The following is a 23,194-nucleotide window of genomic DNA, read 5'->3' on the forward strand; positions in this document are numbered from 1 at the left end:
GGAGGCGCCTGCCGCCAACGTGAGCCGGTTTACGCCCCCGGCGGAATTTGCGCCTCATCGAAGCGGCGCTCTAGGTTGACAAACTTATTATACTCTTTAATAAAAGCGAGCTGCACCGTTCCGACTGGACCATTGCGCTGTTTGGCAATAATGATTTCAATGATGTTTTTGTTCTCAGAATCTTTGTTGTAATAGTCATCGCGGTACAAAAAGGCGACAATGTCGGCGTCTTGCTCAATGCTTCCGGATTCACGAATATCGGACATCATCGGCCGTTTGTCTTGGCGCTGCTCGACGCTGCGCGACAGCTGCGACAAGGCGATGACCGGCACTTCAAGCTCGCGGGCGAGCGCCTTCAGCGAGCGGGAAATTTCCGATACTTCCTGTTGGCGATTTTCTTTGCTGCGTCCGCTCCCTTGAATGAGCTGCAAATAATCGATGACAATCATGCCGAGCCCGCTTTCCTGCTTAAGCCGGCGGCATTTGGCGCGAATGTCGCTGACGCGGATGCTCGGCGTGTCGTCGATATAAATGCCGGCGTTCGATAAACTCCCCATCGCCATCGTCAGCTTGCCCCAGTCTTCCGGCGTCAATTTGCCGGTGCGCAAGTTTTGCGCGTTAATGTTGCCTTCGGCACAAAGCATCCGCATCACCAGCTGCTGGGCGCTCATCTCCAAACTGAAAATGGCGACATTTTCATTCGTTTTCGTCGCTACATTTTGGGCAATATTTAAGGCGAACGCTGTTTTCCCAACCGACGGCCGGGCGGCCACGATAATCAAATCGCTCCGCTGAAAACCGGACGTCATCCGGTCAAGCTCGGTGAACCCGGTCGGGATGCCGGTGATTTCCCCATCCCGGTTATGGAGCATCTCAATATTGTCATACGTTTGCACGAGAATGTCCTTAATATTTTTAAAGGCGCCCGAATGCTTCCGTTGGGAAACCTCCATAATTTTGCGCTCAGCTTCATCAAGCAAAACGTCGATCTCGTCTTCCCTTGTATATCCGTCTTGCGCGATCGAGGTCGCTGTGCGGATGAGGCGGCGCAGCACCGATTTTTCCTCGACGATGCGGGCGTAATATTCGACGTTGGCCGCTGTCGGCACGGCGTCGGCGAGCTCGCTTAAGTAGGAGACGCCGCCGATTTCCTCAAGCTGCTCGGAAGCGGCGAGTTCCGCCGTCACCGTCACCAAATCGACCGGCTCCCCCCTGTCGGCGACGCGAAGCATGGCGTGAAAAATTTTTTGATGGGCTGCACGGTAAAAATCCTCTGGGATTAAAATTTCCGAAGCAGGCACTAACGCAGCGGGATCCAAAAATACGGCGCCAAGCACCGCTTGCTCAGCTTCAATGCTTTGTGGAGGAATTCGTTCTGAAAACAGCTCGCTCATCGTTTCACCACCTTTTCCCCCGTTGTGTCTTTCTCTGTTGCAGCTAATAAGCAAAGGAGCCCCGCCGCAGCGGGCGGGGGCATCTTCGCTTCCTGAAATGAGACGTCGCCGTTATTTTTGTTCTGTCACATGCACTTTCAGCGTCGCCGTTACCTCTGGGTGGAGTTTCACCGGCACGTTCGTGTATCCAAGCGCGCGAATGGCATCGGCAAGCTCAATTTTGCGCTTGTCGAGCTTCAAGCCGTGTTGGGCTTGCAGCGACTCGGCGATTTGTTTGCTCGTAATCGAGCCGAACAAACGGCCGCCTTCGCCTGCCTTTGCTGGAATGGTTACTGTCAGCTTCTCAAGCTGTTCTTTCAATTTTTTCGCATTCGCCAGCTCCTCGGCCGCCTGGCGCTGCTCTTTTTGTTTTTGCGCCTCGAGCGCTTTTAAATTGGCTGGCGTCGCTTCAATGGCCAGCCCTTGTTTAAATAAGAAGTTGTTGGCATAGCCGTCGGCGACGTTTTTGATTTCCCCTTTTTTCCCTTTTCCTTTGACATCCTTTAAAAAGATGACCTTCATGATGGCTTACCCCCCTCAAAATAGTCATGAATGGCTTCGCGCAGTTGCCGCTCCGCCTCTCCGACCGTCACCCCGGACAGTTGGGCGGCAGCGTTTGTCAAATGTCCGCCCCCGCCCAACTTCTCCATAATGACTTGCACGTTGATGTCGCCAAGCGAGCGGGCGCTGATGCCGACCGTCCCATCTGCCCGCTTGGAAATGACGAAAGAGGCGGCGACGCCGCTCAGCGTCAGAAGCGTATCGGCGGTTTGCGCGATCAACACTTGATCGTGCACCTCGTTCTCGCCCCCCTTGGCGATGGCGATGCCGTGTTCATCAATCACCGTCCGCTCGATCAATTTCGCCCGTCTGACGTAATTCGTTACGCTTTCCCGCAGCAATTTTTGCACAAGCACCGTATCCGCTCCTTGGGCGCGCAAATACGACGCCGCATCGAACGTGCGGGAACCGGTGCGGAGCGTAAAACTCTTTGTGTCAACGACGATGCCGGCAAGAAGCGCCGTCGCCTCCAGCATCGACAGCTTCACCCGCTTCGGCTGGTACTCAAGCAACTCGGTGACCAATTCCGATGTCGATGAAGCGTACGGCTCCATGTAGACGAGAATCGGCGCTTCAATAAACTCTTCGCCGCGACGATGATGATCGATGACGACTATATGATCCATGCGGTACAGCAGTCGTTCTTCAATGACAAGCGACGGACGGTGCGTATCCACGACGATGAGCAGCGTATCTTCTGTCACGAGCTCAAGCGCCTGCTCCGGTTTGATGCATCTCGACCATAAATCAGCATGTTTTCTCATTTCTTCGAGCAGCCGTTGCGCACCTGCATCCGTTTTTGCCTGGTCAACAACAATAAACCCTTCCTTTTGGTTTGATTGAACGACCTTTAAAATGCCAATCGCCGCCCCGAGCGCGTCCATATCCGGATATTTATGCCCCATAATGAGCACCCTATCGCTTTCAGCGATGAGCTCGCGAAGCGCATGGGAAATGACGCGGGCGCGGACGCGTGTCCGCTTTTCCATCGGGTTCGTTTTTCCGCCGTAAAACTTCACTTTTCCGTTTCCGTGTTTGATCGCTACTTGATCGCCGCCGCGCCCGAGCGCCAAATCCAAGCTCGATTGCGCAAGCGTCCCAAGTTCTGGCAGTGGGGATACGCCGGCGCCAATGCCGATGCTCAACGTGAGCTGGGCTTGGTGTTTGGCCGTCTGCTCGCGCACCTCATCCAAAATAGAAAATTTGCTTTTTTCCAACCGGGTCAATATGTGCTCATTCAATACGGCAATGAATCGATCCGACGACGTTCGCTTTAAAAAGATGCCGTAATCGTTCGCCCATCGGTTCAACACAGAGGTTACAAGGCTGTTCAATTGGCTTTTCGCTTGATCGTCCATCCCTTGCGTAATTTCATCATAATTGTCAAGAAAAATGATCGCCAGCGCCAACCGCTCTGCCTCATATTGCCGTTTCAGCTCCATATGCTCTGTAACATCGAAAAAGTAAAGAAGCCGTTCGTGGCGGCGGACGATGACTTTCAGCTGTTTTCCGTTCAGTTCCATAATCTCCTCGTCCGCCTTTCCTTTTTTGACGAAAGCGGCCAACGGTTCGGACAGCTCGGCAAGCGAGCGGCCAACCAACGTCTGTTCCTTAAAGCAGGAGGCTAAAAACCGGTTCGACCATTCGATTTTCCCTTCCTCATCGATGAGCATGATGCCGATCGGCATCTGCATAAGCGCTTCCTCGCCGACTTTCTTCACCCGATACGACAGGTTGGAAATATATTGCCCCAGCTCTTGATACAAAGAGCGCTGTGACCAAATGACATAATAAAGCGTAAACCCAACGGTGAGAAAGCCGATCAGCCCAAGCAGCCAGTGGAAATAAAACAGGCCGGCCGCCATGAGCACCGCCAAGGCGGCTAACGCATAGGACGGATAGCGGTATGCTTTCCTCTCGTAAAAATGGGACATTCAAGTCAGCTCCTACACTGAAGAAATGGCTCACCTTATCCAATTATTTATATGCGGCGGCGCAAATCAAATCCTAAATCAATTATACCGAATATCGCCACAAGATAAAGTAGAAAAGGCAGGAATAAACAAACAACCGTCCCAGCGATCACCACGCCTTTCGCAATGCCTTTTTTGTAGGCGGCGTAATACAAAAACGAAAATCCTTGTACTGCCATGGCAAGCTGCAGCACATAAGAGAGGTTCAATACAGCAATATAAGGGAACGTTCCCTCGGCAAACGGAAACATGGAAAGAACAAGCACCATGATGTATATCCATAGCACGCTTTTTGGCAAGGAGAGCTCACGAAACGGCGGCCACGTGCCGACCGGGAGCTTCAGCCGCTTCATAATGGGCAGCGAGACCATGATGGTCACGTAGGCGAGCGCCAACGCAGCGATGACAAACAGCGTCGGAACCATGTAGCCGATCAGTTCGATTCCTTGTTCAAGCTGCTTTTGCATCCCAGCTGGCGGCTTTTGGCCCATCGCTTCCATCATGCGCATCGCCGTATCAAACGACTCGCGCACTAAACCAAGCGTATCCCGGATCATGTCAACTTGGAAAAATTGAATCGAAATGATGTAATCAAGCACGATGTTGGCTAAAAACACGAGGGCGCCGACAAGCCAGATGAGATAGCGGTTTTTCTGTTTCGCCAACATCGCGCCGACCGTTATGCCGACAGTGCCAAACATAAGCGCCATCGGCAGCGACAAAAACGAACCGATAAGGCTGGAGACAACGAGAGCCGCAACGAGCAGCAACCAGGCAGGGGCAAGCCCGTGACGCATCGTAAACACCATAAATGGAAGCGCTAAAAACAGGGCAGCGACAAAGCCGATCACCGGCACGTACAACGCCATCAAAAACAAAACGGCAAACAGCGCGAGTTCGATGGCTGCTTCAGTGAGGGCGTGTGTTTTCCGCAATGAACGTTCTCCTTTCCAGCTAGTTTACTCAGCATAAATAGAAAAAGCAGTAAGGTCCCCCTTACTGCTTTTTTCAGCTCACTCATCGGCAACGTACGGCAACAGCGCCATTTGGCGCGCCCGTTTGATTGCGACCGTCAGTTTGCGCTGATATTTCGCGCTCGTTCCCGTCACACGGCGCGGTAAAATTTTGCCGCGTTCAGAGATGAATTTTTTCAGCAAATCAACGTCTTTGTAGTCGATGTGCGTGATGTTGTTTGCCGTGAAATAACATACTTTGCGGCGTTTGCCACGACCGCCTTTCCGTCCTGCCATGCTTCGTTCCTCCTTTCCGCTTCTATCGTTTCCATGATCGTTCAAAACGGTAAATCATCGTCGGAAATATCAATCGGCTGGCCGTCATTGGCAAAAGGATCTTCATCGAGGCGGCCAACCCCTTTCTCGCTTGAATGACGGTGGTTCTGATCTTGTCCGAATGGGAACGGATCCCCATAGTAGCCGCCTGCTGCTGCCCCACGCTGCTCATTGCTTCCTTTTGGCTCAAGAAATTGGACGTTGTCAGCCACCACTTCCGTCACATACACGCGTCGGCCTTCCTGGTTTTCATAGCTGCGGGTTTGCAGCCGGCCGTCAACCCCGGCCAAGCTCCCTTTTTTCAAGAAGTTGGCGACGTTTTCCGCTTGGCGGCGCCAAACGACGCATTGAATAAAATCCGCCTCCCGCTCGCCCTGCTGATTCGTAAACGGGCGGTTGACCGCGAGCGTGAACGTGGCAACAGCCACTCCGCTTGGAGTGTAGCGCAACTCCGGATCTTTCGTTAACCTGCCGACCAAAATGACGCGGTTAATCATCAGAACCACCTCGTACCATATACAAAAAATTATTCTTCTTCTTTCACAACGATATGGCGGATAATGTCTTCGCTGATGCGCGCTAAACGGTCAAATTCTTGCACCGCTTTCGGCTCTGCCGTGACGTTGACAATCATGTAGTAGCCGTCGCGATATTTTTCAATTTCATAGGCTAAACGGCGTTTGCCCCAATCCGTCACATTCGTAATCTCCGCACCGTTTTCTTTCAACACGTTGTTAAACCGCTCGACGAGAGCTTGTCTTGCTTCATCGTCCATGTTCGGGCGGATGATGTACATGATTTCGTATTTTCTCACGCTCGTCACCTCCTTTTGGTCTAAACGGCCCTTCCCGTCGAAGGGCAAGGAGCAATAATCATTACTCACATTCGTTGATTATACCATGACTGGCGGCAATAAGCAAGGCTATTCCGCTTCATTCCGATGACGGAAACATTCGCCAGAATTAGCACTGGAAGTTCACCACGCCGCCAACCATTTTCCTTTCTCCGCGGCATTGCACATGGAACTCACGCAGTCTGCCGCCCCTTGGCCGCGGACTCTGTCGACAATGGCGTTACACATTGAACCGGAAGTGCATGATGTCGCCGTCTTGCACTTCGTAATCTTTCCCTTCCAGCCGCACTTTGCCGGCTTCGCGCGCCGCCGCCATCGAGCCGGCAGCGACTAAATCTTCGTATGAAACGGTTTCAGCGCGAATGAACCCGCGCTCAAAGTCAGAGTGAATAATACCGGCGCATTGCGGCGCCTTCATCCCTTTGCGAAACGTCCATGCCCGCACTTCTTGTTCACCGGCGGTAAAAAACGTCGCCAGCCCAAGCAAGCTGTAGGCGGCGCGAATGAGCTGATCGAGGCCGGATTGTTCAATGCCGAGCTCTTGCAAAAACTGCTGTTTTTCCTCATCGCTGAACTCGGCGATTTCTTCTTCAATTTTTGCACAGACGACAATCACTTCCGCATTGTCGCTTTTGGCAAACTCACGCACTTCCGCGACGAACGGATTGCTCTCCGGATCAGCGACATCGTCCTCGCCGACATTGGCGACATAAAGCATCGGTTTGGTCGTCAGCAAGTGCAGCTGCTTGACGACTTTCATCTCTTCATCGGCAAACTCGATCGTGCGCGCCGGCTTGCCGGCTTCGAGCGTCTCTTTCAGCCGCAGCAAAATTTCGTATTCAAACGCCGCCTCTTTGTCTTTTTGCTTGGCGATTTTGCCCACCCGCTCCATTCGTTTGTCGACCGTCTCCAGGTCAGCAAAAATAAGCTCTAAGTTGATCGTTTCAATATCGGCGAGCGGATCGACTTTGCCGGCGACGTGGGTGATGTTTTCATCGCTGAAGCAACGGACGACTTGGCAAATCGCATCAACTTGGCGAATGTGCGACAAAAACTTGTTGCCAAGCCCTTCCCCTTTGCTTGCTCCTTTCACGATCCCGGCGATGTCGGTAAACTCAAAAACCGTCGGCACGGTCCGCTTCGGCCGGAACATGTCGGTCAGGACGGTCAACCGCTCGTCCGGCACTTCCACGACGCCGACGTTCGGTTCAATCGTGCAAAACGGATAATTGGCCGATTCGGCGCCTGCTTTTGTAATGGCGTTAAACAACGTCGATTTGCCGACGTTTGGCAACCCGACGATTCCTGCTGTCAATCCCATTCGTTCCACTCCTCTTTCCCGTTCGCATCTTCCCTCATTATATGGGCTGGCACAAAAAATGACAAGCGTGCCGCGGGCGGGGAATATTTCCTCTTCCATCCGCCTCAACAACTAGGAGTTTGTGTCTTTTTCCAACTGTTGGACGTCAACACTGTCCGGCGCGGATCAACCTTGGGGCAATTTGGGCCGCCGCCCTTTACGTTAAAGTGCTTCATTTGTTTCCTGCGCAACTTTTTCAATATTCACCAAGCAATCGTACAGCGTGCTGCCGCATTTGTTGTCTGACTCCAAATCGGATGTGAGCACATTGACCGGACCGCCAAACGCGCCCCATTGTCCTTCGTCAATATTGATCGTTCCCGGATAAGCGCCATTAAGCACTTTGACCGTCCCGACAACGGCCCCGCGGTCGTTGTAGACACGTGCCCGATCGCCGTCGATGAGGCCTTTTTTCTCAGCAATATCAGCCGAAATTTCAATGCGCACAGTTTGCAGCGCCGGAACGAGAGGGTAATGCTGAGAATGGTTTGAACGGAGCGGATGGATCGTCAACAACCGGTACGGATACTTGGCGGCCAATGCCGGATGAGCTTCTTCCGACTCAGCCGGGTACATGATTTGCAGCCGGCCGTCCATTCCTTTTTGCCGGGCAATGTTCGAAGTGAATTCATATTTGCCGCTTGGCGTTTGGAAACGGCGGTCATGCCATGGCACCGGCTCGACGGGCAGAAGAATGCGATGCTCGGCTTTGATCCGCTCGAGCGTAATCCCGTTTGTTTCCAACGGGCGCAGCGCCATGGCGAGAAACTGCTCGCGCGTATAGGCGAACGCATCGCCAAAGCCAAGCCGTTTGGCCAGCTCCGTCCAAATCCAAAGATCAGGCTTCGCCTCGCCCGGCGGGTCGACGAGCTTCGGCCCGTAATTCAAATACGCATGGTACATTGACGAACAATAAACGTCTTCTTCCTCAAACGAAGCCGCAACCGGAAGGACATAATCAGCAGCGGCGGCGGTATCAGTCATAAACTGTTCAAAGACAACAACAGTGTTGACCGAGGCAAACGCTTCTTTCATTAAATTCGTATTCGGCACCTGAACAAGCGGGTTGCCGCACGTGACGATGACCATCTCAATGGGCGGATCATCCGCCCGCAAGATCTCTTCCGCTTGCTTCATCACCGTCCACGTGCGTGACGCTGTTTTCCGTTCCGGGAGCGTGAGAGCGGCTTTGTCAAAGCATTCACTCACTTGCAAGTTGCCAAAATTCGCTCCTCCGCCCGGAATGCCGACATTGCCGCTCGCCGCGACAAGAGCATCAATCCAGCGGATCGTGTTGCCGCCGTTCGCATAGCGCTGCATGCCAAGTCCAAGATACGTCGCCGTCGGCCGGTCGCTGTAAAGCTCAGCGAGCTCTGTCATAACACGGCGGCCGACGCCGGTATGCCGTTCGATCTCCGCAAACGAAATCGTCTGCAACATCTCTTCCACATCGCGAAAACCGACCGTATACTGCTCGATAAACGTGCGATCCTCGAGCCGAAGCCGAAGCAGCTCTTTCATAATGCCCATGGCTAAAAAGGCATCCATCCCCGGTTTGATGCACACGTACCGGTCGGCGATGCGCGCCGTCGGGCCAAACAGCGGATCAATAACGGTGATCGTCGCGCCGCGCTTTTTCGCCGCCAGCAACCGTTCAAACAAATGCATGTTCGTGCGGGCGACATTTCGCCCCCAAATGACGATATGGCGGCTGTTGTCGATATCTTCCGGCGCATGGCTGTACGCATTGCCAAAATCCCATGTTTGCGCCTCAATGCCCGCGCCCCAGCAAAGGCTGCCGACAAGCTCTGTCACCCCGCCGTAGCAATTGAAAAAACGCTTGTCTAGATTTTTCAGCAGCCCGTTGTTGGCATAGTCATGGCTATGGAGCACGGCTGTCGACCCCAACCGTTCTTTTACGTCCCACAATTTTTCGGCGATATCATCGAGTGCTTCTTCCCATGAAACCCGGATAAATCGCCCGTTTGCTTTTTTCAGCGGATAAAGGAGCCGCTCTTTGGCGTTTGCCCGCTCTTTCAGCATCCGCCCGCGCCCGCAAATCGTTCCTTTCGTGATCGGATGATGTTCGTCGCCATCAATGCGCACTACTTTTCCGCCATTTACGGTCACCTTGAGTCCGCAAACGTCCCAGCAATTGAGCGGACATGACGTTACATGCACGGTTTCCATCGATTCTCCCCTCCCTGTCCAGCAAAAGAGGGGCTGACGCAAAAGCCCCTTTTTGATAAGATGCAACCGAAGTATGGGAAAGAGACCCCCTCCTGAAACCCTTGGCTTTACCGGATGTTTCGTGGCGGTCTATGTTTCCATGCTGCTCCAGATAGGAGCGTTACCGCTCTTTTGGATCAGCCCCTTTTGTCATTCTTCATGCCTGACTAACACTTTTTTCATTTTGCGAATAAACTCTTTGCGCGGCAACAGAACGCTGTGGGCGCACCCCTCGCATTTGATGCGGATATCCGCGCCTAAGCGGATCACTTTCCAACGGTTCGTGCCGCACGGGTGCGGCTTTTTCATCTCAACGATATCATACAAGCCAAATTCCTTCTCTTCCATCTGCTCACCTCCATGATTGTCATGATTTCTGCCCTTGCCATTTGGCATCAAGCGGCTCCTCTCCGCTTCGCCGATGCAACACGAACCTTGGGTATGCCATTTCGATTCCGCGTTCGTCTAAAAGCATCTTTACTTCTTTGCGGATGGCTCTTGCCACACCGACATGGCACATCGGCTTCGTTTCGCATGTAATACGAAGCACCATTTCCGAGTTCACTAAGTTTTGCACGCCAAGCAACTGCGGCGGTGCGACCATATCCTCGTATTTGTCCGGCAACTGCGGCAGCAGTTCACGAATCGCTTTTTCCGCCTCTTCAATATCTTCTTCATAGGAGATGCTGATGTCCACTACCGCCAAACTGTTGTGAAGTGAATAGTTCGTCACTTGCGTAATGCTGCCGTTAGGCAAAATATGCACTTCTCCCGTCCAGCTTTTAATTTTCGTCACCCGAAGCCCGATCTCTTCCACATACCCTTCAAAATTGCCGATGCGGACGTAATCGCCGACCGCAAACTGGTCTTCAAAAATGATGAAAAACCCGGTGATGATGTCTTTTACTAAGCTTTGCGCCCCGAAGCCGACGGCCAGGCCAACAACCCCGGCCCCAGCCAACAACGCTTTGACCGGAACACCAAACGTATCTAAAATCATCAACAGCGCAATAAAATATAGTACGTACGTAATCACATTGTCTAACAGCCGCGTTAACGTCATCTCTCGCCGTTCCGAAATGCGGATCGGTGCTTTCTCCCGCACTTTGAACATATTATGAACGGCTATTTTCAACACTTTCACTGCTGCGGCGCATATGAGTAGGATAAGAACAATCTTAAGCGCCCCTGTTCCAATTCGAAGCCATAGCTCCTCATTCGTCAACAGCTCGAGCAGCCGGTTAACCGTTTTTTCCATCGCATTCAATGTTGACGACACCTCAACCTTTTTCTATTCTGCGCTTTTATTTTAACAAGATGGACCGCCGATTTGTAGTCAAATGCAGGCAGCGGGCGAAAAAGAAAAGACAAGAAAACAAACATCGAGATGTATATGATTCTTTTATTTTCCGTATACTGTTAATAATTTTGAACCGAAAGTAGGAGTGAATCGCATGAGCATACCGTCGATATTTTTCTCTTCCCGGGAAGAAAGGAATCGCGTTTTTTATGATGAACAGGGGGCGGCATCGTCCATCGCCTGGCGAATCACTTCGCTGCTTCCCGATCCGCTCGTTCAACCGATTGCCGTCGTCTGCATCGGCACGGACCGTTCGACCGGCGATTCGCTTGGACCGCTCGTCGGCACGATGCTGAAGGAGAAGCCATTGGCCCGTTTTCACGTATACGGAACGCTTGAAGAGCCGATTCATGCGGTCAACTTGGAAGAAAAAGTGGGGGCCATTCAGCTGATTCATCGCGATCCGTTTATCATCGCTGTCGACGCTTGCCTCGGACGGTTGAAAAGCGTCGGGGCCATCACCGTGTCGAAAGGGCCGGTTCGCCCCGGAGCCGGAGTGAACAAGCAACTTCCCCCTGTCGGCGACGCCCATATTACTGGAGTCGTCAATGTGAGCGGGTTTATGGAATTTTTCGTCTTGCAAAATACGCGTCTTCATCTCGTCATGAATATGGCGAAAACGATCGCCAACGGCATTTATGAAGCGGAGCGGCACATCATCCGCAAAGAGCGAGCCGCCCAACCGCTTCTGAAAGACCGGCATTCCTTATGGTAAACAGCAAAATCCCCTCTCATCCGGCTGTTGTTCTTAAAGAGGGGATTTTTTTTGCGCGCCTTGAACGCCCGGTTTAGGCGCTCCCTCTGCACGGACGTCGTTTGTCCGCTCTCGGCCGAAGAGGCGGCCGTCTATTAGACGAATGAAAGAACACACACGGCAGCCGCCACGACAAGAATGCTCGGCAGCAAATTCGCCACGCGAATGTTCGTCAAACCGAGCATATTCAGCCCGATTCCTCCCATCACCGTCTCTTTTACCCGTTCGGGAATGCGGTGAAACCATTTTCCAATCAATGCCCCGGCTACAATGCTGAGCCCGTTCACAATCGTTCCTAGCAATACCATGATGTTCAACCCTCTCTAGCTCCAGCAAAAATAAACCGGCCCTTATTGCCAGGCCGCTCTACTCGTCGAACTGCACATCAAGCAGTTCCAATATTCTTTGCAAGTCTTCCGGAGAAAAAAACTCGATTTCAATTTTCCCCTTTTTCTTCGTCTGTTTGATCGTGACGTTTGTGCCGAATTTTTCGCGCAACAGCGATTCGCTCTCACGGAGAAACACGCTTTTTTCCGGCGGTTTCCGTTTCGATGTTTCACGTGAAACATTTTCGTTGATTTGCCGGATCAGTTTCTCGAGCTGGCGGACGTTCAGCCCGTCGCGGACAATCCGCTCGATCACGAACTTCATTTTGCTTTTTTGCTTCAGCCCGAGCAGCGCACGTCCATGGCCCATTGACAGCGTTCCATCGGCAAGCAGTTTTTGCACGTCGGGAGGAAGCGACAAGAGGCGCACATGATTGGCGACGTGCGGGCGGCTCTTTCCGACGCGGCTGGCGACTTCCTCCTGGGTCAGATGCAGTTTGTCCATCAACATTTTATAAGCCATCGCTTCTTCAATCGGGTTCAAATCTTCGCGCTGCAAGTTTTCCAAAAGGGCAAACTCCATCATTTGTTCATCGGTCAGTTCGCGCACGACGACCGGCACAAACTGCAGGTTCGCCTCTTTTGCCGCCCGGTAGCGCCGCTCGCCGACAACAATTTCAAACCCTTTGACCGACCGGCGGACGATGAGCGGCTGCAAAATGCCGTGCTGCAAAATGGACTGTTTCAACTCTTCGATCGTTTCGGGCTGAAATGTTTTCCGCGGCTGGTATGGATTCGGATGAAGGACATGAATGCTGACCTCCTGCACCACTCCCTCTTTTCCGTCGAGTTCGAGGTTGTGAAACAGCGCATTAATGCCTTTGCCAAGACCTTTAGCCACGCTCAAGCACCTCCTTCGCCAACTCTAAATACACTTCCGCCCCCCGCGATTTGACATCGTACAAAATCACCGGCTTGCCGTGGCTTGGCGCTTCGCTCAGCCGCACGTTTCTCGGGATGATCGTTTCGTACACCATTTCGCGAAAATACTTTTTGACCTCCTGAATGACTTGCAACCCTAAATTCGTCCGCGCATCGAGCATGGTCAACAAGACGCCTTCGAGGCGCAAATTATAGTTTAAGTGGCGCTGCACAAGCCGAATCGTGTTCAGCAGCTGGCTGAGCCCTTCAAGCGCATAATATTCGCACTGGACGGGAATCATGACGGAATCGGCCGCCGTCAGCGCATTCAGCGTCAGCAGCCCTAGCGAAGGGGGGCAATCGATAATGATAAAGTCGTACATGGCTTTCAGCGGCTCAAGCGCATTTTTGAGCCGGATTTCTCGGGAGATGACCGAAACAAGCTCAATTTCTGCACCGGCAAGTTGGATTGTCGCCGGGATGACATATAAGTTTTCAATGTTCGTCGGCCGAATGACCTCTTTCGCCTTCATATCGCCAATAATGACATTATAAATGCATTCGTCGACATCGCCTTTTTCAATGCCGATGCCGCTTGTCGCGTTTCCTTGCGGATCGGCGTCAACGAGCAGCACTTTTTTTCCGAGATGCGCCAAACAGGCCGACAGGTTGACAGCTGTTGTCGTTTTTCCGACCCCGCCTTTCTGATTTGCAATAGCAATGACTTTGCCCACGGTGCCACCTACCTCTATTCCTTACTCGTAAATTCTATTTTACCATGAAAAAAGGAAAATGACTTTGTTTTCTGAAAGAAAAAAACCCCATCAGCTGCGCTTGATGAGGCAAAAGGCGACTTGATGATTATTTTTTCGCGATGCGAATCGTAATTTGATAGTAATCGTCAAATTCCTCTTCTTCGGAATGGACGGATACGCCGCTGTTTTCCACCATGGAGAGCGATTGGCGGATCGTGTTGACGGCGATGCGCATATCGCGGCTGAACGCCTTCCGTTTCGGCTTCGGCTTTCGCTCGCCAGCCTCGAGCATCTTGACGACCCTGTCTTCCGTCTGCTTGACGTTGAGCTGTTTGTCGATGATTTCTTGCAACAGTTTCAGCTGTTTCTCTTTATCTTTCAACACAATTAACGCGCGTGCGTGGCGCTCAGTGATCGTCCGCTGCAACAGCGCCTCTTGCACTTCCTGAGGGAGTTTTAGGAGACGCAGCTTGTTGGCGATCGTTGATTGCCCCTTGCCAAGGCGCTGGGCGAGCGCCTCCTGCGTCAAATCGTGCAGCTCGATCAGCCTGGCATACGCCATCGCCTCTTCGATCGGCGTCAATTCCTCGCGTTGTAGGTTTTCGATGAGGGCGACGGAGGCGGTTTCTTTGTCGTTTAAGTTTTTCACAATAGCGGGGATTTCCGTCCAGCCAAGCTTTTGCACCGCCCGCCATCTCCGCTCGCCGGCAATGATTTCAAATTGGCCGTTTCCGCATTCACGCACAACGATCGGTTGAATAATGCCATGCGTGCGGATCGTCAACGCCAATTCATCGATTTTCTCCTCATCGAACACAGCGCGCGGTTGGAAACGGTTTGGAATAATGCTGGAAACGGGAATATGGCGCACTTCTTCCCGGTCTTTGTCTTCTCCCATTTCTTCTTGCTCTTTTTCTCCAAAGCTGAACAAGCGCGAAAACGGATGCTTCATCCCCCTACACCACCTTTGGACATACTTGGCCGATATTCTCTGTTTTGCCCGGCATACGCCGCTGCTTTAAGGCCGTCTTTTGTTTCCCTTGGCATAGGACGCAAAGCGGAGGGACGGACCCCCGCGCCGTCTGCAAGGGGTTTTATTGAATCGGTTGTTTGCTCGGCATTCCCGGCTTGCGCGGATATCGAGCCGGCGTCTTTTTCGTTTTGCGGACGAAAATGATCGTCCGTTCGCCCTCTTCGAACGGCAGCATGAACGTTTCCACCGCCGCCACCTCCCCGCCAAGCACAGAAATTGCCTTCTCCCCCTCTTTCAGCTCTTCCGGCGCTGAGGCAGCTTTCATCGCAATGAATGTACCGCCTGTCTTCACAAGCGGAAGACAAAGTTCGGCAAGCACCGGCATGCGCGCCACCGCTCTAGCCGTGACGACATCGAACGATTCGCGCATCCCCTTTTGGCGGGCGAACGTCTCGGCGCGGTCATGGTACAGCGCTACATCCGCAAGTTCCAGCTCTGCTGCGAGATGCTCCAAAAAGCGGATGCGCTTTTGCAGCGAATCGACGATCGAGATGCGCAGCTGCGGAAAGCAAATTTTGAGCGGAATGCTCGGAAACCCCGCCCCGGCGCCGACATCGCAAAGCGATATAGGCGCGGAAAAATTGTAATAGAAAGCCGGAGAAACCGAATCAAAAAAATGCTTTACATAGACGCCGGGCTTGTCCGTAATGGCAGTCAAATTCATTTTCTCATTCCATTCCACAAGCAGTTCATAATAGCGCTCAAACTGCGCAAGCGCCCGGGAAGAGAGGGAAATCCCTCTCTCTTCGAGCATGGATTGAAATTGTGTCGCCTCCATATGCCAATCCTTTCCCTCATGATTTATTCATTCGACACGCGCGCGATTCTTCCTTGTTCCAAATACACTAATAATATCGAAATATCGGCGGGATTGACGCCGGAAATGCGCGATGCCTGGGCAATTGAGAGCGGCCGCACTTGCTTCAGTTTTTGCCGCGCCTCGGTCGCCAGCCCTTGGATGGCGTCGTAATCGATATCTTCCGGGATTTTTTTGTTTTCCATTTTTTTGAGCCGCTCGACTTCCTGCAGCGATTTTTGGATGTAGCCTTCGTACTTGATTTGAATTTCGACTTGCTCGGCCACTTCCGGAGCGATGTCCTCGTCCGCCGGCGCCAGTTTTCGAATATGTTCATACGTCATTTCCGGACGCCGGAGCAAATCAGCGGCGCGGATGCCGTCTTTCAGCTCGCTTCCGCCCGCTTCGCGGATGACTTCCTGCACTTTTGGCGTCGGTTTGATGATCACCGTTTGCATCCGCTTTTTCTCCCGCTCGATCGCCTCTTTTTTCGCCAAAAATTTTTGATACCGCTCTTCGGAAATGAGGCCGATCCGATAGCCGAGCTCGGTCAGGCGCAAATCGGCGTTGTCGTGGCGGAGCAACAACCGATATTCAGCGCGCGAGGTGAGCAAGCGGTACGGCTCGTTCGTCCCTTTCGTCACCAAGTCGTCGATTAAGACGCCAATATAGGCGTCCGAACGGCTTAAAATGATCTCCTCGCGGCCGAGCGCACGGTGGGCGGCGTTAATGCCGGCCATAATGCCTTGGCCCGCCGCTTCTTCATAGCCGGACGTACCGTTGATTTGCCCTGCGGTGTACAAGTTTTTCACAAGCTTCGTCTCGAGCGTCGGCCAGAGCTGGGTCGGCACGATCGCATCGTACTCGATCGCATATCCCGCCCGCATGAGCTGCGCTTTCTCAAGCCCCGGAATCGTTTCAAGAAGCTTGCGCTGAATATGTTCCGGCAGGCTCGTTGACAGTCCTTGCACGTACACTTCTTCCGTTTCCCGCCCCTCCGGCTCGAGGAAAATTTGATGGCGCGGCTTGTCATGGAACCGAACGACTTTATCTTCGATCGATGGGCAATAGCGCGGTCCGGTTCCTTTAATCATGCCGGAGTACATCGGCGACAAATGCAAATTTTCATCGATGATTCGGTGCGTTTCCTCCGTCGTGTACGTCAGCCAGCACGGCAGCTGATCCGTGATGTATGTTGTCGTCTCGTACGAAAACGCCCGCGGCTCTTCGTCGCCCGGCTGAATTTCCGTTTTGCTGTAATCGATCGTCCGGCTGTTGACGCGCGGCGGCGTGCCCGTTTTAAAGCGGACGAGCTTAAACCCAAGCTCCTCTAAATGCTCGGACAGCTTGATCGACGGCTGCTGATTGTTCGGTCCGCTCGAATATTTAATGTCGCCAATGATAATCTCCCCGCGCAAAAACGTCCCGGTTGTGATGACGACCGCCTTGGCGTAATAATGAGCCCCCGTTTGCGTAACGACGCCTTTGCAGACGCCGTCTTCCACGATGAGCCGCTCGACTTTGCCCTGCAGCAGCGTCAAGTTTTCCTGCCTTTCAAGCGTCTTCTTCATTTCCCGCTGGTACAGCACTTTATCAGCCTGGGCCCTCAGCGCGCGCACGGCCGGGCCTTTCCCGGTGTTGAGCATCCGGATTTGAATGTATGTTTTATCGATGTTTCTTCCCATTTCCCCGCCGAGAGCGTCGATTTCACGCACGACGATCCCTTTTGCTGGGCCGCCGATCGACGGGTTGCACGGCATAAACGCAATCATATCAAGGTTAAGGGTGATGACGAGCGTTTTCGCCCCGATGCGCGCAGCCGCCAATGCCGCTTCACAGCCGGCATGGCCGGCGCCGACGACGATGACGTCATACGATCCTCCTTGGTAATCCATGCTTGTTTCCTCCTTGCTTATTTTCCTAAACAAAATTGAGCAAACAGCTGATCAATCAAACTTTCGTGCACTGTATCACCCACGATTTCGCCAAGCAGCTCCCACGCCCGGCGCAAATCGATTTGCACAAGATCGACCGGCATGCCGGCGTCAATGCCGGCCAAGGCATCGTCAATCGCCTGTTTCGCCTGCTCGAGCAAGGCGATATGGCGGGAGTTGGAGACGTATGTTAAATCGCCGGCTTCCAGTTCGCCGCCGAAAAATAAGTCAGCAATCGCCTGTTCCAATTCATCAATTCCTTGTTCGCGCAACAACGACGTCGCCACGACCGGACGGCCGGCCGCCAGCTCGTTCACGCGCTCCATGTCAATCTGCTTGGGCAAATCGGTCTTATTCACAATGACGATGACATCCATCCCTTCCGTCATCATAAACAGCCGTTCATCTTCTTCTGTCAGCGGTTCGTGGTAGTTTAAAACGAGCAAAATTAAATCGGCCCGCTTCAACATTTGCCGGGAGCGCTCGACGCCGATTCGTTCGACAACATCTTCCGTTTCCCGGATGCCGGCCGTATCAATCAAGCGGAGCGGCACGCCGCGGACGTTGACATACTCCTCAATGACATCGCGCGTCGTCCCTGGGATATCGGTGACGATCGCCCGATTTTCATGGGCGAGCGCATTTAACAGCGAAGACTTGCCGACGTTCGGCCGTCCGATAATGACCGTGGCCAACCCTTCGCGCAAAATTTTCCCCTGATTGGCGGTCGACAAAAGCTTTTCAATTTGCCGGCGCACATATTGCGCCTTCTCCTTTAGCAGCCGCGGCGTCATCTCCTCGACATCATCGTATTCGGGATAATCGATGTTCACTTCAACATGCGCCAGCGTCTCCAAAATCGTCTGCCGCAGCTCGCGGATGAGCTTGGAAAGGCGCCCCTCCATTTGCTGCAAGGCGACATTCATGGCCCGGTCCGTTTTCGCCCGAATCAAGTCAATGACCGCCTCCGCTTGGGACAAGTCAATGCGCCCGTTTAAAAACGCCCGCTTCGTAAACTCGCCCGGCTCGGCAAGCCGCGCTCCGTTGGCGAGCACTAACTGCAAAACGCGGTTGACGGAAACAAATCCGCCATGGCAGTTAATTTCCACCACGTCCTCGCGTGTAAATGTTTTCGGCGCCCGCATGACCGACACCATCACTTCTTCGACGACCCGGCCGCTTTTCGGGTCGACAATATGCCCGTAATGGATCGTATGCGACGGGACGTCTTTCAGCCGCTTCCCGCTCGGGCTCCGAAACAGCCGGTCAGTGATCTCCACCGCCTCATCTCCGCTCAGCCGGACGATGGCGATCGCCCCCTCGCCCATCGGCGTTGAAATGGCGGCAATCGTATCCAATTGTGTCACCGCTTTTCACCTCGCTTTTCTCCGTTTCTTCTATATCCACAGCCTTTCTCAGCCGCATGCTCCCTGTGCATAGTTGTTTAGTTCAATTTTAACTTATCCACATGTGAATAACAATATGGCACGCTCAGCCCCGCTGTGGAAAAATATATTGCTGGCCCATTTTCGCGCAGCCGCAAGTACACAAGCGAAAGAGGGCAAAAAAAGAGGCCTCCTCCACATTCGTTAGAGGGGCGTCCTTTTCGTTGGCGATTTTTTGCTTGTTATCGGGGAAACAACAATAAGGCGGTGCGGGTCAACTCCAACCGAATAGGTAGAGACATGCTTATGGCCGGCCAACGCAGCATGGATGATTTTGCGTTCATGGGCGGGCAACGGCTCCAGCCTCACTTCTTTGCCTGTCCTGACCGCCTGAGCCGCCAGTTTGTGCGCCAGTTCCACAAGCGCCTTTTCCCTTCGTTCGCGATAATGCTCCACGTCAACCGCAATCGACACATATTCCTCCGCATGGCGATTGGCGACAAGCTGCGCCAAAAACTGGAGAGCATTTAAAGTTTGGCCGTGTTTGCCGATCAACAAACCGACCGGCCCCCCATGGATGTGGAGCGTCACTTGCTTGCCGCGGCGGACAGCTTCGACGTCTGCCTCTTCCGCTCCCATATGCGCAATGACTTGCTGCAAGAAGCGCACCGTCTCCTCAACCGGGTCCATTTTCAACACCGCTTTGACAACCGCCGGCCGGCCGCCAAACAGGCCAAACCAGCCTTTTTTTCCTTCGTCAAGCACGACGATGTCCGTGCGCTCCCGGGGAGCGCCGAGCTGTGCGAGCGCGAGCTGCACCGCTTCTTCAACCGTTGCGGCGGTTGCAGTCACTTCCTTCACTTTTTCGCTCCTCCTAAATGGGCAGAGACGTTTGGCCCTTTAATAAGATACGTTTGCACAATAGAGAAAATGTTCCCAACCACCCAGTACAGCGACAAAGCTGCCGGGAAGTTGATGGCGAAAATGACGATCATAATCGGCATCATCCAAAGCAACATCGCCATTTGCGGGTTTTGCTGAGCGGAGCCGGCCATCATGATCTTTTGCTGGATAAACGTCGTCACCCCGGCAATGACCGGCAAAATAAAGTACGGATCCTTTTCGCCAAGGTCAAACCATAAAAAATTATGTTGGGCAATTTCCCTTGTCCGCATAATCGCGTGGTAAAAACCGATTAAAATCGGCATTTGGATTAAAATCGGCAAACAGCCGGCCATCGGATTGACCCCGTGCTTTTGGAACAAGAGCATCATTTCCTGCTGGAGCTTTTGCTGTGTCTGAGCGTCTTTCGAACTGTACTTTTTACGCAACGCCTCTATTTCCGGCTGAAGCGCTTGCATCGCTTTGGCATTGCGCGTCTGTTGGATCATCAGCGGCAAAATCAACAAACGGATTAAAATCGTGACGACAATAATCGACAACCCAAAACTTCCGCCGAGCAGCCCGGCCACATATTTGATCAGCCAGGAGAGCGGATAAACGATATACTCATTCCAAAATCCTTTGCTTTCCGGAGTGATCGGCTGATTGATTTCCGTGCATCCGGCCAGCATGGCAGCCAATGCACCGATCAAAGCAATGAATAGTATTCGCCTTTTCACCTTCTTTTTCCTCCCACATATACAAGTTCACGTATGTATTTTACCATTTTTTTTGCCGCGTGGAGCATTTTTTCAAGCCGAATGCGACGGTTGGCCTCCTTTTTTCAGCCCCCCGGCTTTCCGCAGCACATGGATCAAACTTTTTTTCACTTCCGCGTAGCCCATTTCCGCCGCAGGCTGCCTGGCAATAATGACATAGTCCTTGCCAGGGGCGACCTCTTCTTTCAGTTCAAGAAAGCATTGGCGGACGTATCGTTTGATCCGGTTTCTGACAACCGCTTTGCCAAGCTTTTTGCTGACTGACAGCCCAATGCGAAAATAAGGCTGCTCCGGGCGGTCAAGCGTATACACGACAAACTGCCGATTGGCCGTCGAAACGCCCCGTTGAAACACTTCTTGGAATTCCTCGTTTTTTTTGATCCGATACTTTTTTTTCATTTTCCCGAAACACTCCATTTGCCTAGTTTCCCGCCGCCAAAACATTGAGAAAAAAGACCACTGAAGCTTCAGTGGCCTATTATGCAGACAATACTTTTCTTCCTTTGCGACGGCGGCGCGCCAATACTTTTCTCCCATTTTTCGTGCTCATGCGCGCGCGGAACCCGTGCACTTTGCTGCGCTTCCGTCTATTTGGTTGATACGTCCGTTTCATCTATGACACCTCCCTGAAGGAATAACTGTTACGGGCAGTCTTTCTCATTATATTGAACAATCTCAGCAAATGTCAACCGCCCCTTTCTCTTTTCTTGAGGCGGCCTTGATGTGGATAAATTTTTCTGCCCCCAACCACAATCCACAACATTTATCGACATTTTTTTCACATACGCAACGGTGTGGATAACGTTTTTTTCACAGCCTGTCCGTTTTGTGGATAATCAAAAAATTCCGTTGCAACAAGCCGTTTTATTTGCTATTATTATTGTGTTTTCACTATGGTCGACAATGGATAACTGTGTGGATAAAAAAACATATCCACACTTGTGGATAGTTTGTGGATATGTTTTTTCACATCTTGTTTATAATGTTGTCCACAGTTGGTGGATTTTGTCGAAAAGCCGTCTTTTTTCCTTAATATATCTTTTCCACAAACTTATTTTTTTAAACAAATGATTATCCTCTGAATTAAAAGGGAGGGGCAACGGGTGGAAAATATCCATGATTTATGGGATCGCGTGCTTCAGGAAATTGAACGGAAAATCAGCAAGCCGAGCTTTGAGACTTGGCTCAAGTCAACGAAAGCCCACTCTTTGCGTGGTGACACGCTCGTCATCGTAGCCCCGAACGAGTTTGCTAGAGACTGGCTTGATTCCCGCTATTCCCATTTAATTGGGGAAACGATCTACGCCATTACCGGCGAAGAGCTGGCCGTCAAATTTATCATTCCGCCAAACCAGGCTGACGAAGAACTCGAGTTTCAACCGGCCAAAAAACAGCGGAAGCCGTACGAGGAAGCGAATGATTTCCCGCAAAGCATGTTAAATCCGAAATATACATTCGACACGTTTGTCATCGGCTCCGGCAACCGGTTCGCCCATGCTGCATCACTCGCGGTCGCCGAAGCTCCGGCCAAGGCGTACAACCCGCTTTTCATTTACGGCGGAGTCGGACTTGGAAAAACGCATTTGATGCACGCGATCGGCCATTACGTCATTGAACATAACCCATCCGCGAAAGTTGTCTATTTATCTTCAGAAAAGTTTACAAACGAGTTTATTAACGCCATTCGCGACAACCGCCCGGACGATTTTCGCAACAAGTATCGAAACGTTGACGTTCTGCTGATCGATGATATTCAGTTCTTGGCTGGAAAAGAACAAACGCAGGAGGAATTTTTCCATACGTTTAACACGCTGCATGAAGAAAGCAAGCAAATCGTCATTTCAAGCGACCGGCCGCCTAAAGAAATCCCGACGCTTGAAGACCGCTTGCGTTCGCGCTTTGAGTGGGGGCTGATCACCGACATCACGCCGCCTGATTTGGAAACGCGGATCGCCATCCTCCGAAAAAAAGCGAAAGCGGAAGGGTTTGACATTCCGAACGAAGTGATGCTTTATATCGCCAATCAAATCGATTCGAACATCCGTGAGCTCGAAGGCGCCCTCATCCGCGTCGTCGCCTACTCATCGCTTATCAATAAAGAAATCACGGCTGACCTGGCAGCGGAAGCATTGAAGGATATCATTCCGAGCGCGAAGCCCAAAGTGATCACGATCCAAGACATTCAGCGCGTTGTTGGACAGCATTTCAATATTAAGCTTGAAGACTTTAAGGCAAAAAAACGGACAAAATCGGTCGCGTTCCCCCGGCAAATCGCCATGTATCTCTCCCGCGAACTGACCGACTGTTCGCTGCCAAAAATCGGCGACGAATTTGGCGGCCGCGATCATACGACGGTCATCCACGCCCATGAAAAAATATCAAAGCTTTTGCAAACCGACACGCAGCTGCAGAAACATGTGAAAGAAATCCAAGAAAAGCTGAAGCAACTGTGAATAACCGCCGCTGTCTTACGCACAGCTTATCCACATGTGGGCAAGCTGTGCTTGCTTCGCTTTTCTTGGTTATCCACATACCAACAAGCCATACTACTAGTACTACGGTTTTTATTTT

Annotated in this window: 24 protein-coding genes; 2 read left to right on the forward strand and 22 right to left on the reverse strand. The window is 52.2% G+C overall.

What is annotated here, in order from left to right; all coding sequences use genetic code 11:
- Positions 1-29: 29 nt before the first annotated feature.
- The 11 genes from dnaB to CV944_RS08240 all read right to left on the reverse strand — a co-directional run bounded on the left by dnaB (position 30) and on the right by CV944_RS08240 (position 10,965).
- On the reverse strand, positions 30-1,394 hold the full coding sequence (gene dnaB, locus CV944_RS08190) for a replicative DNA helicase (protein ID WP_033016901.1): 1,365 nt from the start codon (positions 1,392-1,394) through the stop codon (positions 30-32).
- Between the two features lie 111 nt (positions 1,395-1,505).
- On the reverse strand, positions 1,506-1,955 hold the full coding sequence (gene rplI / locus CV944_RS08195) for a 50S ribosomal protein L9 (protein ID WP_033008865.1): 450 nt from the start codon (positions 1,953-1,955) through the stop codon (positions 1,506-1,508).
- The gene (locus CV944_RS08200) at positions 1,952-3,928 is read right to left on the reverse strand and encodes a DHH family phosphoesterase (RefSeq protein ID WP_063211308.1); all 1,977 of its coding nucleotides are present in this window, start codon (positions 3,926-3,928) and stop codon (positions 1,952-1,954) included. The genes rplI and CV944_RS08200 overlap by 4 nt, the downstream gene beginning before the upstream one ends.
- A gap of 47 nt (positions 3,929-3,975) precedes the next feature.
- Complete coding sequence (locus CV944_RS08205; RefSeq protein WP_061581041.1) at positions 3,976-4,902, reverse strand: YybS family protein; 927 nt, start codon at positions 4,900-4,902, stop codon at positions 3,976-3,978.
- Between the two features lie 78 nt (positions 4,903-4,980).
- Positions 4,981-5,217 carry a 30S ribosomal protein S18 gene (rpsR, locus tag CV944_RS08210; protein ID WP_008880812.1) on the reverse strand — a complete coding sequence of 79 codons (237 nt, stop codon included), beginning with the start codon at positions 5,215-5,217 and terminating at the stop codon, positions 4,981-4,983.
- Between the two features lie 41 nt (positions 5,218-5,258).
- A complete protein-coding gene (gene ssb, locus CV944_RS08215) occupies positions 5,259-5,753 on the reverse strand; it encodes a single-stranded DNA-binding protein (protein WP_033008862.1) in 495 nt (164 codons plus the stop codon).
- 29 nt (positions 5,754-5,782) lie between these two features.
- Positions 5,783-6,070 carry a 30S ribosomal protein S6 gene (rpsF, locus tag CV944_RS08220; protein ID WP_033008861.1) on the reverse strand — a complete coding sequence of 96 codons (288 nt, stop codon included), beginning with the start codon at positions 6,068-6,070 and terminating at the stop codon, positions 5,783-5,785.
- Positions 6,071-6,329: 259 nt separating this feature from the next.
- Positions 6,330-7,430, reverse strand: coding sequence for a redox-regulated ATPase YchF (gene ychF / locus CV944_RS08225; protein ID WP_100664059.1), 1,101 nt, complete (start codon positions 7,428-7,430; stop codon positions 6,330-6,332).
- 201 nt (positions 7,431-7,631) lie between these two features.
- The gene (locus CV944_RS08230; protein ID WP_100659536.1) at positions 7,632-9,659 is read right to left on the reverse strand and encodes a molybdopterin-dependent oxidoreductase; all 2,028 of its coding nucleotides are present in this window, start codon (positions 9,657-9,659) and stop codon (positions 7,632-7,634) included.
- A gap of 189 nt (positions 9,660-9,848) precedes the next feature.
- Positions 9,849-10,046: a DUF951 domain-containing protein gene (locus CV944_RS08235; RefSeq protein WP_033008859.1), complete on the reverse strand. Its 198-nt coding sequence runs from the start codon at positions 10,044-10,046 to the stop codon at positions 9,849-9,851.
- Positions 10,047-10,065: 19 nt separating this feature from the next.
- Positions 10,066-10,965, reverse strand: a complete 900-nt coding sequence (locus tag CV944_RS08240) for a mechanosensitive ion channel family protein (RefSeq protein WP_044743675.1) — start codon at positions 10,963-10,965, stop codon at positions 10,066-10,068.
- Between the two features lie 187 nt (positions 10,966-11,152).
- Between CV944_RS08240 and yyaC the strand changes: the two genes are divergently transcribed.
- On the forward strand, positions 11,153-11,773 hold the full coding sequence (yyaC, locus tag CV944_RS08245; RefSeq protein ID WP_044743676.1) for a spore protease YyaC: 621 nt from the start codon (positions 11,153-11,155) through the stop codon (positions 11,771-11,773).
- A 134-nt stretch (positions 11,774-11,907) separates the two neighbouring features.
- On the opposite strand, the gene CV944_RS08250 is transcribed toward yyaC, so the two are convergent.
- The 11 genes from CV944_RS08250 to rpmH all read right to left on the reverse strand — a co-directional run bounded on the left by CV944_RS08250 (position 11,908) and on the right by rpmH (position 21,236).
- Positions 11,908-12,120 (reverse strand): DUF554 family protein, encoded by a 213-nt coding sequence (locus CV944_RS08250; protein WP_044743677.1) that lies wholly within the window; start codon positions 12,118-12,120, stop codon positions 11,908-11,910.
- Between the two features lie 58 nt (positions 12,121-12,178).
- On the reverse strand, positions 12,179-13,039 hold the full coding sequence (locus tag CV944_RS08255; RefSeq protein ID WP_033010850.1) for a ParB/RepB/Spo0J family partition protein: 861 nt from the start codon (positions 13,037-13,039) through the stop codon (positions 12,179-12,181).
- On the reverse strand, positions 13,032-13,793 hold the full coding sequence (locus tag CV944_RS08260; RefSeq protein ID WP_033010849.1) for a ParA family protein: 762 nt from the start codon (positions 13,791-13,793) through the stop codon (positions 13,032-13,034). The genes CV944_RS08255 and CV944_RS08260 overlap by 8 nt, the downstream gene beginning before the upstream one ends.
- A 127-nt stretch (positions 13,794-13,920) precedes the next feature.
- Positions 13,921-14,766: a nucleoid occlusion protein gene (gene noc / locus CV944_RS08265; protein ID WP_033010848.1), complete on the reverse strand. Its 846-nt coding sequence runs from the start codon at positions 14,764-14,766 to the stop codon at positions 13,921-13,923.
- Positions 14,767-14,908: 142 nt separating this feature from the next.
- Positions 14,909-15,625 carry a 16S rRNA (guanine(527)-N(7))-methyltransferase RsmG gene (rsmG, locus tag CV944_RS08270; protein ID WP_033010847.1) on the reverse strand — a complete coding sequence of 239 codons (717 nt, stop codon included), beginning with the start codon at positions 15,623-15,625 and terminating at the stop codon, positions 14,909-14,911.
- A gap of 23 nt (positions 15,626-15,648) precedes the next feature.
- Positions 15,649-17,538 (reverse strand): tRNA uridine-5-carboxymethylaminomethyl(34) synthesis enzyme MnmG, encoded by a 1,890-nt coding sequence (gene mnmG / locus CV944_RS08275; protein ID WP_100664060.1) that lies wholly within the window; start codon positions 17,536-17,538, stop codon positions 15,649-15,651.
- A gap of 17 nt (positions 17,539-17,555) precedes the next feature.
- Complete coding sequence (gene mnmE, locus CV944_RS08280; protein WP_100664061.1) at positions 17,556-18,944, reverse strand: tRNA uridine-5-carboxymethylaminomethyl(34) synthesis GTPase MnmE; 1,389 nt, start codon at positions 18,942-18,944, stop codon at positions 17,556-17,558.
- A 222-nt stretch (positions 18,945-19,166) separates the two neighbouring features.
- On the reverse strand, positions 19,167-19,823 hold the full coding sequence (jag, locus tag CV944_RS08285; RefSeq protein ID WP_033010844.1) for an RNA-binding cell elongation regulator Jag/EloR: 657 nt from the start codon (positions 19,821-19,823) through the stop codon (positions 19,167-19,169).
- Positions 19,820-20,584: a YidC family membrane integrase SpoIIIJ gene (gene spoIIIJ, locus CV944_RS08290; RefSeq protein WP_044743679.1), complete on the reverse strand. Its 765-nt coding sequence runs from the start codon at positions 20,582-20,584 to the stop codon at positions 19,820-19,822. Before spoIIIJ ends, jag begins: the two co-directional genes overlap by 4 nt.
- Before the next feature lie 72 nt (positions 20,585-20,656).
- On the reverse strand, positions 20,657-21,022 hold the full coding sequence (rnpA, locus tag CV944_RS08295) for a ribonuclease P protein component (RefSeq protein WP_033010842.1): 366 nt from the start codon (positions 21,020-21,022) through the stop codon (positions 20,657-20,659).
- A 79-nt stretch (positions 21,023-21,101) separates the two neighbouring features.
- Positions 21,102-21,236 (reverse strand): 50S ribosomal protein L34, encoded by a 135-nt coding sequence (gene rpmH, locus CV944_RS08300; protein ID WP_020961658.1) that lies wholly within the window; start codon positions 21,234-21,236, stop codon positions 21,102-21,104.
- Between the two features lie 490 nt (positions 21,237-21,726).
- On the opposite strand from rpmH, the gene dnaA reads away from it, so the two are divergent.
- Positions 21,727-23,076, forward strand: a complete 1,350-nt coding sequence (gene dnaA, locus CV944_RS08305) for a chromosomal replication initiator protein DnaA (RefSeq protein ID WP_033027785.1) — start codon at positions 21,727-21,729, stop codon at positions 23,074-23,076.
- The last annotated feature ends 118 nt before the right edge of the window (positions 23,077-23,194 follow it).

It is taken from the genome of Geobacillus sp. WSUCF-018B, from assembly GCF_002809985.1.
Taxonomy (GTDB): Bacteria; Bacillota; Bacilli; order Bacillales; family Anoxybacillaceae; genus Geobacillus; species Geobacillus thermophilus.

What these genes read in the sequence shown, in the direction of transcription:
- rplI (WP_033008865.1), bottom strand. Translation starts at nt 1,955, where the DNA reads ATGAAGGTCATCTTTTTAAAGGATGTCAAAGGAAAAGGGAAAAAAGGG.
- yyaC (WP_044743676.1), top strand. Translation starts at nt 11,153, where the DNA reads ATGAGCATACCGTCGATATTTTTCTCTTCCCGGGAAGAAAGGAATCGC.
- ychF (WP_100664059.1), bottom strand. Translation starts at nt 7,430, where the DNA reads ATGGGATTGACAGCAGGAATCGTCGGGTTGCCAAACGTCGGCAAATCG.
- CV944_RS08230 (WP_100659536.1), bottom strand. Translation starts at nt 9,659, where the DNA reads ATGGAAACCGTGCATGTAACGTCATGTCCGCTCAATTGCTGGGACGTT.
- dnaB (WP_033016901.1), bottom strand. Translation starts at nt 1,394, where the DNA reads ATGAGCGAGCTGTTTTCAGAACGAATTCCTCCACAAAGCATTGAAGCT.
- CV944_RS08200 (WP_063211308.1), bottom strand. Translation starts at nt 3,928, where the DNA reads ATGTCCCATTTTTACGAGAGGAAAGCATACCGCTATCCGTCCTATGCG.
- rpsR (WP_008880812.1), bottom strand. Translation starts at nt 5,217, where the DNA reads ATGGCAGGACGGAAAGGCGGTCGTGGCAAACGCCGCAAAGTATGTTAT.
- CV944_RS08235 (WP_033008859.1), bottom strand. Translation starts at nt 10,046, where the DNA reads ATGGAAGAGAAGGAATTTGGCTTGTATGATATCGTTGAGATGAAAAAG.
- mnmG (WP_100664060.1), bottom strand. Translation starts at nt 17,538, where the DNA reads ATGGATTACCAAGGAGGATCGTATGACGTCATCGTCGTCGGCGCCGGC.
- rnpA (WP_033010842.1), bottom strand. Translation starts at nt 21,022, where the DNA reads ATGAAAAAAAAGTATCGGATCAAAAAAAACGAGGAATTCCAAGAAGTG.
- CV944_RS08250 (WP_044743677.1), bottom strand. Translation starts at nt 12,120, where the DNA reads ATGGTATTGCTAGGAACGATTGTGAACGGGCTCAGCATTGTAGCCGGG.
- ssb (WP_033008862.1), bottom strand. Translation starts at nt 5,753, where the DNA reads ATGATTAACCGCGTCATTTTGGTCGGCAGGTTAACGAAAGATCCGGAG.
- noc (WP_033010848.1), bottom strand. Translation starts at nt 14,766, where the DNA reads ATGAAGCATCCGTTTTCGCGCTTGTTCAGCTTTGGAGAAAAAGAGCAA.
- rsmG (WP_033010847.1), bottom strand. Translation starts at nt 15,625, where the DNA reads ATGGAGGCGACACAATTTCAATCCATGCTCGAAGAGAGAGGGATTTCC.
- rpmH (WP_020961658.1), bottom strand. Translation starts at nt 21,236, where the DNA reads ATGAAACGGACGTATCAACCAAATAGACGGAAGCGCAGCAAAGTGCAC.